Below are 12,673 nucleotides of genomic sequence, written 5' to 3'. Positions count from 1 at the left end.
CCGCTGCTATTTTTTTCGCACAGCGCCGGAGACGGATTAACCCATGCTCAGTGCTTTCTGTGCACCGCAAACGTGCCGTCAGCATTTTTGTTGATAATTAACTCTTCCAGCGAGGAGAGCACCATATCAACATCGTCAAGACGCGGGGCATTCGATGGCGGGTTGACCGCAATCACATGGCTGCCAGCGGCGAGGCCAGAAAGAATACCGGCACCGGCATCTTCCACCACCACACACTCTTCCGGTTCCAGCTCCAGTAACTGCGCACCTAACAAATAGGCATCCGGCTCGGGTTTACCGCGCGCCACGCGCTCTGCGGTAACAAACACCTCCGGCTCCGGTAAGCCGGTGGCTGCACGACGGGCTGAAGCGACCGGCACAGAACCCGAGGTGACAATCGCCCACGGAATCGCCAGCTCATCGAGCGTGGCCAGCAGTTGCTGCGCGCCGGGCAGTGCGATAATGCCATCCGTGTCTTCCGCTTCGATTTTTTCCAGCGCGTAAAACTCCTGCTGAATTTCCTCTTCAGAGGCACCCGCCATAAAATGACGCAGTGAGGTAATCGCCTGTTTACCATGGATAAAATCCAGAATCTCTGCGGCATCGATGCCGTGACGTTTGCCCCAGTTAGTCCATGCACGTTCGACAGCAGGGAGTGAATCTACCAATGTGCCGTCTAAATCAAACAGAAAACCTTTACACTTCACTTGCGTTTCCTTCTCAGGCGTTGATGATTTGCGCGATCTCGTTCGCACTCAGATGGTATTGCCGTGGACAAGTTTGCCACACTGTCAGCATTCGTTGGTATTTTTCCCACATTGGCGTCTGCGCATTAAAACCATGCGTACCGGAATCAAACTGGGTATAGCGCCCTTCAACACTTACCATAAAGCGCACATAGCCGAGATAGCGCGCCTCCGTCGCCGCATCAAATCCGAGAAACGCCAGCCGACGCTGTTCCAGCCCGCGGTTATCTTTCAGATTTGTCCAGGAAACATGCAGCGCATGATGCATCTCCATAATGGCGATCAACGTGCGGCACACCTCTTCGCTCAGCTCACCGAATTCACGATCCAGTTCACGCAGCTGTAAACCATAGCCGCGTTCGACAATGGTCTGCTGGCGGCGATAACGCTCGGCATGATCGGGATCGAGCATCGTCATTATTTTATACTGGTTGGAGAGGATTAAACGCTGAGCGTGGGTCATTTCCATCTTTAACTCCTGTGTCACCTGGACAGTATTAAATTAAAAGTGATGACCAAGAATCGCACAACACAGGAGACCGCAGTATCGCTAGCAGAGGTTTCTTTGATTTGGCACCGGGTTTCCACTGCGTTTTTGCCAGCGGAAACCCGAAAACAACTCAAAGATCGTCGAGAAAGGTTTTGTCGAGCTGTTTAAAGGCACGTTTCAGCACCTCAGCCAGCGACTGATAGGTGGGCTTGCCTTCGACCGGGGCAATCGCCTGTCCGGCTTCCTGCAATTTAGTCCGCACCTCATGGAACCACTGCAACAGCGTGGGCGGTAACGGCGTCACTGAACGCTTACCGAGCCACCACAGCCCCTGCATCGGCAAAGTACAGGCAAACAGCGCTGTCGCCACTGCCGGGCCAAGCTGGCCACCGAGGGCGATTTGCCAGGTCAGGGTGAATACCGCCAGTGGAGGCATAAAACGAATGGCGAAACGCGTGGCACGAGTGACACGATTTTCCGGAAACATTGGCGCAAGGCGCTTATCGACAGGCCATGTCTTCATATAGTGCTGTCCAAGCTGGAACAATTTGAACCAACTGACGGAGCCGGAGTGATTAGCCATGGCGAACCTCAACTTCAAAGATAAAAAATAAAAAAAATACGCAACCAAACAACTTTACATTACATCCTTCAAAATATTTTGTCTTTAAGAGTGACTGTCGGTATCCTGAGCGCGATTTTTCGGGCCTGGAAACGTGAGCAATTCTTAGTCAACTGCTGGCCGAGCCATGTTTAGCTAAGCTGGCCTTCAAAAAAAACTGTAAAATAACCAAGTTTTTTTGCTGTCGGAGCCAATTTTACCCGCCAGCATGATTTTAATCATTAATGTACCAGCTTTCATGCGCTACGCTGATAGTCTGATTGACTTTATTTTAGCCACTTTTAACAAATAGGTACTTCCATGTCGAGTAAGTTAGTACTGGTTCTGAACTGCGGTAGTTCTTCACTTAAGTTTGCCATCATCAACCCGGCAGACGGTGAAGAGTATCTGTCTGGTTTAGCTGAGTGTTTCCATCTGCCTGAAGCGCGTATCAAGTGGAAGATGGACGGCGCTAAACATGAAGCAGCTTTAGGTGCAGGTGCGGCACACAGTGAAGCACTTAACTTTATGGTTAAAACCATTCTGGCACAAAAACCTGAGCTGTCAGCACAAATCGCTGCAATCGGCCATCGCATCGTGCATGGTGGTGAAAAACTCACTCAGTCGGTAGTGATCACTGATGAAGTGGTTCAGGGAATCAAAGACGCGTCTTCTTTTGCTCCGCTGCATAACCCGGCGCATCTGATCGGTATCGACGAAGCCATGAAAAACTTCCCGCTGCTGTCTGATAAAAATGTCGCCGTGTTTGACACCGCTTTCCATCAGACCATGCCGGAAGAGTCCTATCTCTACGCCCTGCCGTACAGCTTATATAAAGAACATGGCGTTCGTCGTTATGGCGCGCACGGCACCAGCCACTTCTATGTGACCCACGAAGCGGCTAAAATGCTGAATAAGCCGGTGGAAGAGCTGAATATTATTACCTGTCATCTCGGCAACGGGGGTTCAGTTTCCGCCATCCGCAACGGCGTTTGCGTCGATACCTCAATGGGCCTGACGCCGCTGGAAGGTCTGGTGATGGGCACCCGTAGTGGTGATATCGATCCAGCAATTATCTTCTTCCTGCACGATACTCTCGGTATGAGCGTTGACGCGATCAACAAGCTGCTGACCAAAGAGTCCGGCCTGTTAGGTCTGACCGAAGTCACCAGCGACTGTCGCTACGTGGAAGATAACTACCACGATAAAGATGATGCCAAACGTGCGATGGACGTATTCTGCCACCGCCTGGCGAAATATATCGGTTCTTACACCGCACTGATGGATGGCCGACTGGACGCAGTCGTGTTTACCGGCGGTATTGGTGAAAACGCCGCCATGGTGCGTGAACTGGCGCTGGGAAAACTGGCGCTGCTGGGCTTTGACGTTGACCACGAGCGTAACCTTGCGGCACGCTTTGGCAAATCCGGCTTTATCAATAAAGAAGGCACCCGCCCTGCGGTGGTGATCCCAACCAACGAAGAGTTGGTCATCGCGCAAGACGCTGCCCGCCTTACTGCTTAATGCTTCTCCTCCGTCAGCCCAGGCTGACGGAGTTGTTTTGGACACCACGCAACACCTGAGAGGTTTACCGTGTCACGTACAATTATGTTGATTCCTACCGGTACCAGCGTCGGCCTGACCAGTGTCAGCCTGGGAGTTATCCGGGCCATGGAACGTAAAGGCGTTCGTCTCAGCGTCTTCAAACCTATCGCACAACCACGCCTCGGCGGTAACACGCCAGACCAGACCACCACCATCATTCGCAAAAACTCTTCAATCCCGGCTGCTGAACCGCTGGAAATGAGCCGTGTTGAATCGCTGCTGGGTTCTAATCAGCAGGATGTGTTGATGGAAGAGATCATCGCCCGCTATCACGAAAACACCAAAGATGCGGAAGTGGTACTGGTTGAAGGTTTAGTACCGACGCGCAAACATCAGTTTGCCAATGCGCTGAACTACGAAATCGCTAAAACGCTGAATGCAGAAATCGTCTTTGTGACGGCGCTGGGTAATGATTCTCCTGCTCAGCTGAAAGAGCGCATTGAACTGACACAAAGCAGCTTCGGCGGCAGCAAGAACAAAAGCATCACCGGCGTAATCATCAACAAACTGAACGCCCCGGTTGACGAGCAGGGACGCACCCGTCCTGACCTGTCTGAAATCTTTGATGATTCCACTAAGGCCAGCGTCGCCAATATCGATCCGAAGCAGCTGTTTGCCAACAGCCCACTGCCGGTGCTCGGCTGCGTACCGTGGAGCTTCGAGCTTATCGCTACCCGCGCCATCGATATGTGTCGTCACCTGAACGCACGTATCATTAACGAAGGCGATATTAATACCCGTCGCGTGAAGTCAGTGACTTTCTGCGCGCGCAGTATCCCGCATATGCTGGAGCATTTCCGTCCAGGTTCGCTGCTGGTTACCTCAGCGGATCGTCCGGACGTGCTGGTTGCGGCCTGCCTGGCGGCAATGAACGGTGTGGAAATTGGTGCCATTCTGCTGACCGGCGGTTATGAAATTGATGACCGCATTAACAAATTGTGTGAGCGTGCGTTCCAGACCGGCCTGCCGGTATTTATGGTCGACACCAACACCTGGCAGACCTCACTGAGCCTGCAAAGCTTTAATCTGGAAGTGCCAAGCGACGATACCCAACGTATTGAGCGCGTGCAGGAGTATGTTGCCAGCCATATCGATGCTGACTGGATTGAGTCGCTGACTGCCGCCTCCGAGCGCAGCCGTCGTCTGTCGCCACCGGCCTTCCGCTACCAGCTGACCGAGCTGGCACGTAAAGCCGGTAAACGCATTGTGCTGCCTGAAGGCGACGAGCCGCGTACCGTCAAAGCGGCAGCGATTTGCGCCGAACGTGGTATCGCGCACTGCGTGCTGCTGGGCAATCCGGATGAAATTCAGCGCGTTGCAGCAGTACAGGGTGTTGAGCTGGGTAAAGGCATCGACATCGTTGACCCGGAAGTGGTGCGTGAAAACTATGTCTCCCGTCTGGTTGAGCTGCGTAAGAGCAAAGGCATGACCGAAGTGGTTGCGCGCGAGCAGCTGGAAGACAATGTGGTACTCGGTACCATGATGCTGGAACAGAATGAAGTAGACGGACTGGTTTCTGGCGCGGTGCACACTACCGCCAACACCATTCGTCCACCGTTACAGCTGATCAAAACCGCGCCAAACAGCTCACTGGTCTCCTCGGTGTTCTTTATGCTGCTGCCTGAGCAGGTGCTGGTATATGGCGACTGCGCCATCAACCCGGACCCAACCTCAGAACAACTGGCTGAGATCGCCATTCAGTCGGCTGACTCTGCGGCGGCGTTTGGTATCGATCCACGCGTTGCGATGATCTCCTACTCAACCGGTAACTCCGGTGCCGGTAGTGACGTAGAAAAAGTCCGTGAAGCGACGCGCATCGCGCAGGAAAAACGTCCTGACCTGGTGATTGACGGTCCGTTACAGTATGACGCAGCGATTATGGCCGACGTGGCAAAATCTAAAGCGCCAAACTCACCGGTTGCAGGCCGTGCTACCGTGTTTATCTTCCCGGATCTGAACACCGGTAATACCACCTATAAAGCGGTGCAGCGTTCAGCTGACCTGATCTCGATTGGCCCGATGCTGCAAGGTATGCGCAAACCGGTCAACGATCTGTCGCGTGGCGCACTGGTAGACGATATTGTTTATACCATCGCGTTAACCGCAATTCAGTCTTTACAGGCTGAAGGCTAAGCGATAAAAAAACCGCTTGCTGCAAGGCAAGCGGTTTTATTTACCGGTTTATCTTGCGAGTGCCTGAAATATCACGCCAACCAAAATGCGCGCTTCAGTTTTTATGCGGCGCACTGCTTAATCTACAGGCAGGCTGTAAACTGGCAGGAAGCGTATCACAGGTTTTATTACAGAGACTCTGCTGATCAACTGGAGCCTGGCTACAGGCATACGCGCTGCCTGCGCCGCTCCATCCGGTTATCGCCAATAAAGTGATTGTCATTACCCTGGTATTCATCGTATCCATCCTGTTATCTAATCGTATATATCGATTTTTATTGATAATAAACGCCATGTTAATGGCAGTTGCTTCTGCCTGAATTCTCCTCCCGCGATTAAAGAAAACCTTTAAGCTTGAATGTTATTAGGCCAACCGCGTCCTGCCAAACATAGTGCGGATAAATTCAGCTGGCAATGGTTATTTTTATCGCCGGAAGATTTGTTGATGATGCATTGATGATTAAATAATAAAAACCTTAATAAACAATAATAAATAAAAGGAATAATATAAATAATATTCTTATATATAAGAATTAATTTATTAAGCAGGCGAAATAATAATAGTACAGCTAAAACTGGAATTACCGGTGGGGTTTTACAACCCAGCTCACACAGTAACTCCAGTCAGGAATTTTTAGCCTTGCTCTTTATTGCGGCTTAACCACAATGAAAGTGCTTTCAGCGAGTCAGGGGTAAACTCATCACAGCGGCTGGTGATCTCTTCCGGCGTCATCCAGAACACCTCTGCCACTTCCTCTTCCTGCATGGCGAACGGGCCATGTGACACACAGCTGAACAGCCCGCCCCAGACGCGGCAGTGCGGATCTTCAAAATAGAACTGACCATGTTCGGCAAACGGCACCGCCGCGATACCCAGCTCCTCTTCCGCTTCCCGACGTGCCGACTCGAGCAGCACTTCGCCACTCTGCACCACCCCACCGGCGGTGGCATCCAGCATACCCGGCAGAAAATCTTTATTGTCGGTACGGCGCTGCACCAGAATTTTTCCCATACCATCGTGAACCACGATATAGGTTGCGCGATGGCGCAAACATTGTGCACGCATCTGAGCCCGACTTGACTGAGCAATCACCTCGTTATCTTCGTTAACGATATCCACCCACTCCATACCGGCAGCCTGACTTTGTTCCACCATCAGTGACCCTTTTTTTCTGTTCTGGCGCATGGTTGCGCGCATTATTGTCGCAACCGCCTAAAGTAATGGCTTATGTTATCGGACGCAATAAGCGTAACGGGTTGTTAACGCGTTTTGCCCGATTCTCCTGACCACAGCTGCACAGACGCGCGTTGCCACTGGAAAAAAGCGTAATCAGCCAGTTTTTCCGGCAGATCGTCACCGTGCAATGCCAGACGATTAATCATAATCGCTAAATCAGTATCGGCTATTGACCACTCACCAAACAGATTTTGTTGCCCGCCGTTGATTAAGCGTTCAGCAACCGCAATCAACTTTTGCGCTGCGCGCTGCCCGCTCCCGGAAAGAGGGAGAAATTTCTCTGCGGCAAACAGCACTTCGGTCGGACGCTCAACGCGTAGCGCAAGCAGATCGCTGCGCAGCCACGCCTGAATTTCACGTGCTCTGGCGCGTTTTTGCACATCACGCGGATAGAGACGCTCAAACTCAGGAGCCGGGAAACGCTCTTCCAGATACTCCGCAATTGCCGATGATTCACTTAACAAAAAATCGTCAACCTGCAAGCCAGGAACCCTGGCCGTCAGCGAGATATCACGATAGCTGTCACTCAGATGCTCTGCTGATGCCAGATCGACACGCTTCAGGCTAAATGGCACCCCTTTCTCAGTCAGCGCCACATAAACCGACATCGCATAAGGGCTAAAAAACGACGCATCGGACCATAAGGTAATTTTCGGGTAATCCATTCTGATTCCTTAAACAAAGTGACGCAGACGGAACCTCATTGTTTACCGATTTTTCCCGACAAAGGCAATCGGCAACTGCAGGGATTTTGCAGCAGCCAGCCGCACAACGTGCGCCTTCCCACTGCCGGTTAATTACTCTATATTTCTAAAACTTATCTCTGTTAACGCCTGATTTTATCTGGAGCTTCAATGATCGATCTCTATTACGCTGGTACCCCAAACGGCCATAAGATCACGCTTTTTCTTGAAGAGGCAGGGCTGCCTTACAAACTGCATCGGGTCAATATCGGTAAAGGCGAGCAATTTTCCGCTGCGTTTCTCGCTATCGCGCCAAATAATAAGATTCCGGCCATCGTCGATGACAAGCCGGTTGATGGCGGCGGTCCGGTCAATCTGTTTGAGTCCGGGGCAATCCTGCTCTATCTGGCAGAAAAGAGTGGCAAATTCCTCAGTGCCGAACTGCGTGAGCGCACCGCGACCCTGCAATGGTTATTCTGGCAAATGGCCGGCTTTGGCCCGATGCTGGGTCAGAATCATCATTTTAACCATTTCGCGCCACAGCCGGTGCCTTATGCGATTGAGCGCTTCCAGGTGGAAACACAGCGCCTTTACAGCGTGCTGAACCAGCAGCTGGAGCAGAAACCCTGGGTCGCGGGTGAACACTACAGCATTGCGGATATGGCGATCTGGCCGTGGGTGAACTCTCATGAGCGTCAGCGTATCGATTTAGCCGATTATCCGGCGGTGCGTAACTGGTTTGAGCGCATCCGTCTTCGTCCGGCAACCCAGCGCGCACTCGCTTTAGCCAACGGCTGAGGATTTTCAGCCGGCGAAAGACGCGCTGCACCCGATAACTCTGACGAATATCACACTCTTCTGTCGGTTCTCTTCTATGCTGAAAATATGCCGTCACACAACGCATAAGGATATCAGCATGCATATTTTACTCACCGGTGGCACCGGATTGATCGGCAGCCACCTGATTCCACGCCTGCTCGGGATCGGGCATCAGGTCAGTGTGGTGACGCGTGACGTCGCCGCCGCCAGAACCCGACTCGACCCGGCCGTCAACCTGTGGTCAGGGCTGGCGCAGCAGCGCGATCTGAATGACATCGAGGCAGTCATCAATCTGGCGGGTGAACCGATTGCGGATAAACGCTGGAGTGAACAGCAGAAACAGAAGCTGTGCGAAAGCCGCTGGCAGATTACCGAGCGGCTGGCGTCGTTAATCAATGCCAGCAGCAATCCGCCGTCCGTGTTTATCTCCGGCTCGGCAACCGGTTTTTATGGCGATACCGGTGAACTGGTGCTGACCGAAGAGGATCCCGGACACGATGAATTTACCCATCAGCTGTGCGCACGCTGGGAAGCCCTGGCGCTCAGCGCCGAAAGCGAGCGTACCCGTGTCTGTCTGCTACGCACTGGCGTGGTGCTGGCGAAACAGGGTGGCGCGCTGGCAAAAATGAAACTGCCGTTCAGACTGGGAATTGGCGGGCCGTTAGGCAGCGGCAAACAGTATATGCCGTGGATCCACCTCGACGATTTGCTGAACGCGATTCTCTGGCTGCTGGATAATCCGCAGCTGCGTGGCCCGTTTAACCTGGTTGCCCCTTATGCGGTGCGCAATGAGCAGTTCGCGGCCGCTCTCGGTCATGCCATGCATCGTCCGGCATTTATGCGCACGCCAGCCAGTGCGATTAAGCTGATGATGGGTGAGTCGGCGGTATTGGTTTTGGGCGGGCAGCATGTGTTACCGAAACGGCTGGAAGAGTCCGGCTTTGGTTTTCGCTGGTATGAGCTGGATGAAGCGTTGCGCGACGTGGTTTAACAGCGGGCGGCGAAAACGCCGCCCGTGGATTCAACACCGGACAAAACTATTTCAGCGCCCCTGATAAAAACTGCTGCAAACGGGCACTTTTCGGGTGGTTAAACAGCTCCTCCGGCGGCCCTTCCTCTTCAATCTTACCCTGATGCAGGAAGATCACATGGCTGGACACATGGCGGGCAAACTCCATTTCATGGGTCACGACCACCATGGTTTTGCCCTCTTCCGCCAGCTTCTGCATAATGCGCAGCACTTCACCTACCAGTTCAGGATCGAGCGCCGAAGTTGGCTCATCAAACAGCAAGACTTCAGGCTCCATCGCCAGCGCACGGGCAATGGAAACACGCTGCTGCTGGCCTCCGGAAAGATTGACCGGATATTTGCCGCGCGCCAGCTCGTCAATGCCCACTTTATCCAGATACCGTACCGCGCGTTCGCGCGCGTCCTGCTTGCTCAGACCCAGCACCTGTATTGGCGCTTCCATCACATTCTCCAGCACCGTCATATGGCTCCAGAGATTGAAATGCTGAAACACCATCGTCAGCCGGGTACGCAGCATCCGCAGCTGCTCTTTATTGGATACTTTCAGCTGACCATCGGTATCGCGCACCAGATTAATGGTCTCATTATTGACCGCAATCGCCCCTTCGCTCGGTTTTTCGAGGAAGTTAATGCAGCGTAAAAACGTACTTTTTCCGGATCCTGATGAACCAATAATACTGATGACGTCACCGGCATTGGCCTGCAATGAAACGCCCTTCAGCACCTCATGTTTTCCATAACGTTTATGGAGTTCAGTTACGTTTAATTTATTTTCGGCCATAGTGATACTTACTCAATGGGACGATGAGGGTTTAACATGCGCCAGCCAGCGCTTTTCCGCCAGGCGGAACAGGCTGATTAACACATAAGAAATAATCAGATACAGCACCGCCGCAATACCAAACGCGGTAAACGGCTGATAGGTCGCCGAGTTGATATCGCGTGCCACCTTCAGTAAATCCGGCACCGTGGCGGTAAATGCCAGCGCGGTTGAATGCAGCATCAGAATCACTTCGTTGCTATAGGCCGGCAGCGCGGAGCGTAGTGCTGCAGGCAGAATAATGCAGCGATAAAGTTTGAAGGTTGAGAAGCCATACGCGCGCGCCGCTTCGATTTCCCCGTGCGGCACGCCACGAATCGCACCGGCAAAAATCTCAGTGGTATAGGCACAGGTATTCAGCGTCAGCGCCAGTAGGGTGCAGTTCAGGCCGCTGCGGAAAAAGGCATTCAGCATTTCGGTGCCTTTCACCACCTCCAGCGTGTACATGCCGGAATAGAACACCAGTAACTGAACATACAGCGGCGTGCCGCGAAACACGTAAGTAAACAGCCAGACCGGGAAACGCACCGCACGATTCGGCGATACCCTGGCGATCGCCAGCAACACCGCCAGACAACCGCCAAGCACCACCGAGATGATCAGCAGCCACAGGGTGATTGCCACGCCGGTAAAACGATAGCCGTCCGTCCAGAGCAGGGCTTTCCAGTACTCGTTAATAATCTCAATCATAGCTCTGCCCTTTTCACCCCTACCGAGTAGCGGCGTTCAAGCCACCACAACACACCATTAGACAGCGTGGTAAACAGCAGATAAATCATCCCGGCCACAATGGCAAACCAGAACGGTTCCCAGGTACTTTTTCCGGCCAGCTGGGTTGCCTTGACCAGATCTTCAAGGCCGAGCAGTGACACCAGCGCAGTGGCTTTCAGAATAACCTGCCAGTTATTACCGATACCCGGCAGCGCAAAGCGCATCATGCCCGGAAACAGAATGCGGCGGAAAACCTGCGAGCCGGTAAAACCGAACGCGGTTGCCGCTTCGATTTGTCCTTTTGGCACCGCCAGATAAGCGCCACGAAACGTTTCGGTGAAATAGGCGCCGTAAATAAAACCCAGGGTAAGAATACCGGCCACCATCGGGTCGATATTAAACTGCGCGATACCGACAGCATCGGTCAGCGTGTTGAGGGCGATTTGCAATCCGTAAAAGATCAGCAGCATCAATACCAGATCCGGCACACCACGAATCAACGTGGTATAAGCTTCGAAAATCAGCGCGATAAGACGATTATTCGACAACTTCGCCCCGGCACCAATCAGACCAAGCACGACCGCGATCAGCAACGAACTTAGCGCCAGCTCCAGCGTCACCGCTGCGCCTTTTAAAATGACTTCAGAATAGCCATACAGCATGGATGTGATCCTGTCGTGTTGGGGCGAAGAAATGACCACCCGCCCGTTGCGGGCAGCCATCACAGGCAACCTTAACCGGCTAACCGCGGTTAAGGTTGACGACAGGTGTTACTCAGCCACCGTAGACATCAAAGTCAAAATACTTCTTCGCCAGTTTGTCGTAGGTGCCGTCTGCGCGCATCTCTGCGAACGCTTTATCAATCGCCGCTTTCAGATCGGTATCATCTTTGCGCAGGCCCATACCGGTACCCACGCCGAAAATAGCGTCATCTTTTACTGCCGGACCGGCGAACTGATAATCTTTGCCCACCGGCTGTTTCAGGAAGCCTTCGCTGGCCGCGACTTCATCCTGAAATGCCGCATCGATACGCCCGGCGGTCAGATCCTGATACACCAGATCCTGGTTAGCGTAAGGCGTGACCGTTATCCCTTTTGGACGCCAGTTCTGGTTAGCGTAGGTTTCCTGGGTCGTGCCCTGCAGCAGGCCGATATTTTTGCCCTTCAGTGACTCAATGGTGGGCTGAATAGGCGAACCTTTCGTGGCAATCAGACGGGAATTGGCGGCATACAGCTTTTCAGAGAAGGCAATCTCCTGCTGACGTTTTTCGGTGATCGAAAGGGAAGAGATAATGGCATCAATCTTCTTCGCTTTTAGCGAAGGGATCAGCGCGTCAAAATCGCTTTCTACATAACTGCATTTAGCTTCAATACGTTTACAAATCTCATTAGCCAGATCGATATCAAAACCCACCAGCTGACCCTGCGCGTTTTTCGATTCAAACGGCGCATAGGTCGGATCGGTTCCGATCCGCAGATTTTTTGGCACGGCAGCGAATGCACTGCTTGCGCTGGAGAAGGCCAGTACCAGAGAAAGAGCCAGGACCTGCTTTTTCATACATTACCCTCAAGTAAATTGCTTATTTTTATCAGGTGCGTGATGTGTTTGCGCCGTTTCTTTTTGCAGATTTCATGCCAGTTATTCGGCATATTGCTGCCCGGCGTCAGCTTGCAAAATGCAAGGCTAAATCCGGGCGCAGGCGCTTAGTTTGCGAGGGAAAATATAACAGGGTTGTTGTTGCCTGGCGGCAATTATGTTG

Annotated in this window: 13 protein-coding genes; 4 read left to right on the top strand and 9 right to left on the bottom strand. The window is 52.6% G+C overall.

What is annotated here, in order from left to right:
• Positions 1-47: 47 nt before the first annotated feature.
• The 3 genes from NG42_RS02075 to yfbV all read right to left on the bottom strand — a co-directional run bounded on the left by NG42_RS02075 (position 48) and on the right by yfbV (position 1,819).
• Positions 48-707, bottom strand: a complete 660-nt coding sequence (locus NG42_RS02075; protein WP_052897282.1) for a sugar phosphatase — start codon at positions 705-707, stop codon at positions 48-50.
• Between the two features lie 13 nt (positions 708-720).
• A complete protein-coding gene (locus NG42_RS02070) occupies positions 721-1,215 on the bottom strand; it encodes a YfbU family protein (RefSeq protein WP_052897280.1) in 495 nt (164 codons plus the stop codon).
• Between the two features lie 151 nt (positions 1,216-1,366).
• Complete coding sequence (gene yfbV / locus NG42_RS02065; protein WP_052897278.1) at positions 1,367-1,819, bottom strand: terminus macrodomain insulation protein YfbV; 453 nt, start codon at positions 1,817-1,819, stop codon at positions 1,367-1,369.
• Between the two features lie 339 nt (positions 1,820-2,158).
• Between yfbV and ackA the strand changes: the two genes are divergently transcribed.
• Together ackA and pta are read left to right on the top strand one after the other, a co-directional pair.
• Complete coding sequence (gene ackA, locus NG42_RS02060) at positions 2,159-3,361, top strand: acetate kinase (RefSeq protein WP_052897276.1); 1,203 nt, start codon at positions 2,159-2,161, stop codon at positions 3,359-3,361.
• A gap of 69 nt (positions 3,362-3,430) precedes the next feature.
• On the top strand, positions 3,431-5,575 hold the full coding sequence (gene pta / locus NG42_RS02055; RefSeq protein ID WP_072133249.1) for a phosphate acetyltransferase: 2,145 nt from the start codon (positions 3,431-3,433) through the stop codon (positions 5,573-5,575).
• 673 nt (positions 5,576-6,248) lie between these two features.
• On the opposite strand, the gene yfcD is transcribed toward pta, so the two are convergent.
• Complete coding sequence (gene yfcD, locus NG42_RS02050; RefSeq protein WP_052897384.1) at positions 6,249-6,770, bottom strand: NUDIX hydrolase YfcD; 522 nt, start codon at positions 6,768-6,770, stop codon at positions 6,249-6,251.
• Between the two features lie 104 nt (positions 6,771-6,874).
• Positions 6,875-7,516 (bottom strand): glutathione transferase, encoded by a 642-nt coding sequence (gene yfcF, locus NG42_RS02045; RefSeq protein WP_052897271.1) that lies wholly within the window; start codon positions 7,514-7,516, stop codon positions 6,875-6,877.
• 189 nt (positions 7,517-7,705) lie between these two features.
• Between yfcF and yfcG the strand changes: the two genes are divergently transcribed.
• Complete coding sequence (gene yfcG, locus NG42_RS02040; RefSeq protein WP_052897269.1) at positions 7,706-8,332, top strand: GSH-dependent disulfide bond oxidoreductase; 627 nt, start codon at positions 7,706-7,708, stop codon at positions 8,330-8,332.
• A 118-nt stretch (positions 8,333-8,450) separates the two neighbouring features.
• Entirely contained in the window at positions 8,451-9,344 is an 894-nt protein-coding gene (locus NG42_RS02035) for a TIGR01777 family oxidoreductase (protein ID WP_052897266.1), read from the top strand.
• 46 nt (positions 9,345-9,390) lie between these two features.
• Here NG42_RS02035 and hisP read toward each other — a convergent pair whose 3' ends face one another.
• From hisP to hisJ, 4 genes are all read right to left on the bottom strand, one after another.
• Positions 9,391-10,164 carry a histidine ABC transporter ATP-binding protein HisP gene (gene hisP, locus NG42_RS02030; protein WP_052897263.1) on the bottom strand — a complete coding sequence of 258 codons (774 nt, stop codon included), beginning with the start codon at positions 10,162-10,164 and terminating at the stop codon, positions 9,391-9,393.
• A gap of 12 nt (positions 10,165-10,176) precedes the next feature.
• Positions 10,177-10,893 carry an ABC transporter permease gene (locus NG42_RS02025; RefSeq protein WP_052897260.1) on the bottom strand — a complete coding sequence of 239 codons (717 nt, stop codon included), beginning with the start codon at positions 10,891-10,893 and terminating at the stop codon, positions 10,177-10,179.
• Positions 10,890-11,576 carry a histidine ABC transporter permease HisQ gene (locus NG42_RS02020; RefSeq protein ID WP_052897258.1) on the bottom strand — a complete coding sequence of 229 codons (687 nt, stop codon included), beginning with the start codon at positions 11,574-11,576 and terminating at the stop codon, positions 10,890-10,892. The genes NG42_RS02025 and NG42_RS02020 overlap by 4 nt, the downstream gene beginning before the upstream one ends.
• Positions 11,577-11,688: 112 nt before the next feature.
• A complete protein-coding gene (gene hisJ / locus NG42_RS02015; RefSeq protein ID WP_052897255.1) occupies positions 11,689-12,471 on the bottom strand; it encodes a histidine ABC transporter substrate-binding protein HisJ in 783 nt (260 codons plus the stop codon).
• Positions 12,472-12,673 lie beyond the last annotated feature (202 nt).

Origin of the sequence: Winslowiella iniecta, assembly GCF_001267535.1 — a bacterium.
In the GTDB taxonomy this organism is placed as follows: Bacteria; Pseudomonadota; Gammaproteobacteria; order Enterobacterales; family Enterobacteriaceae; genus Erwinia; species Erwinia iniecta.
Note: the sequence above shows the minus strand (reverse complement) of the source record. Positions and strands in the feature narration are given on the sequence as shown.

Excerpts from the sequence above, each read along its gene's own strand:
- yfbV (WP_052897278.1), bottom strand. The coding sequence starts at position 1,819 with ATGGCTAATCACTCCGGCTCCGTCAGTTGGTTCAAATTGTTCCAGCTT.
- hisP (WP_052897263.1), bottom strand. The coding sequence starts at position 10,164 with ATGGCCGAAAATAAATTAAACGTAACTGAACTCCATAAACGTTATGGA.
- yfcG (WP_052897269.1), top strand. The coding sequence starts at position 7,706 with ATGATCGATCTCTATTACGCTGGTACCCCAAACGGCCATAAGATCACG.
- ackA (WP_052897276.1), top strand. The coding sequence starts at position 2,159 with ATGTCGAGTAAGTTAGTACTGGTTCTGAACTGCGGTAGTTCTTCACTT.
- NG42_RS02070 (WP_052897280.1), bottom strand. The coding sequence starts at position 1,215 with ATGGAAATGACCCACGCTCAGCGTTTAATCCTCTCCAACCAGTATAAA.
- hisJ (WP_052897255.1), bottom strand. The coding sequence starts at position 12,471 with ATGAAAAAGCAGGTCCTGGCTCTTTCTCTGGTACTGGCCTTCTCCAGC.
- NG42_RS02020 (WP_052897258.1), bottom strand. The coding sequence starts at position 11,576 with ATGCTGTATGGCTATTCTGAAGTCATTTTAAAAGGCGCAGCGGTGACG.
- NG42_RS02035 (WP_052897266.1), top strand. The coding sequence starts at position 8,451 with ATGCATATTTTACTCACCGGTGGCACCGGATTGATCGGCAGCCACCTG.
- yfcF (WP_052897271.1), bottom strand. The coding sequence starts at position 7,516 with ATGGATTACCCGAAAATTACCTTATGGTCCGATGCGTCGTTTTTTAGC.
- NG42_RS02025 (WP_052897260.1), bottom strand. The coding sequence starts at position 10,893 with ATGATTGAGATTATTAACGAGTACTGGAAAGCCCTGCTCTGGACGGAC.
- yfcD (WP_052897384.1), bottom strand. The coding sequence starts at position 6,770 with ATGGTGGAACAAAGTCAGGCTGCCGGTATGGAGTGGGTGGATATCGTT.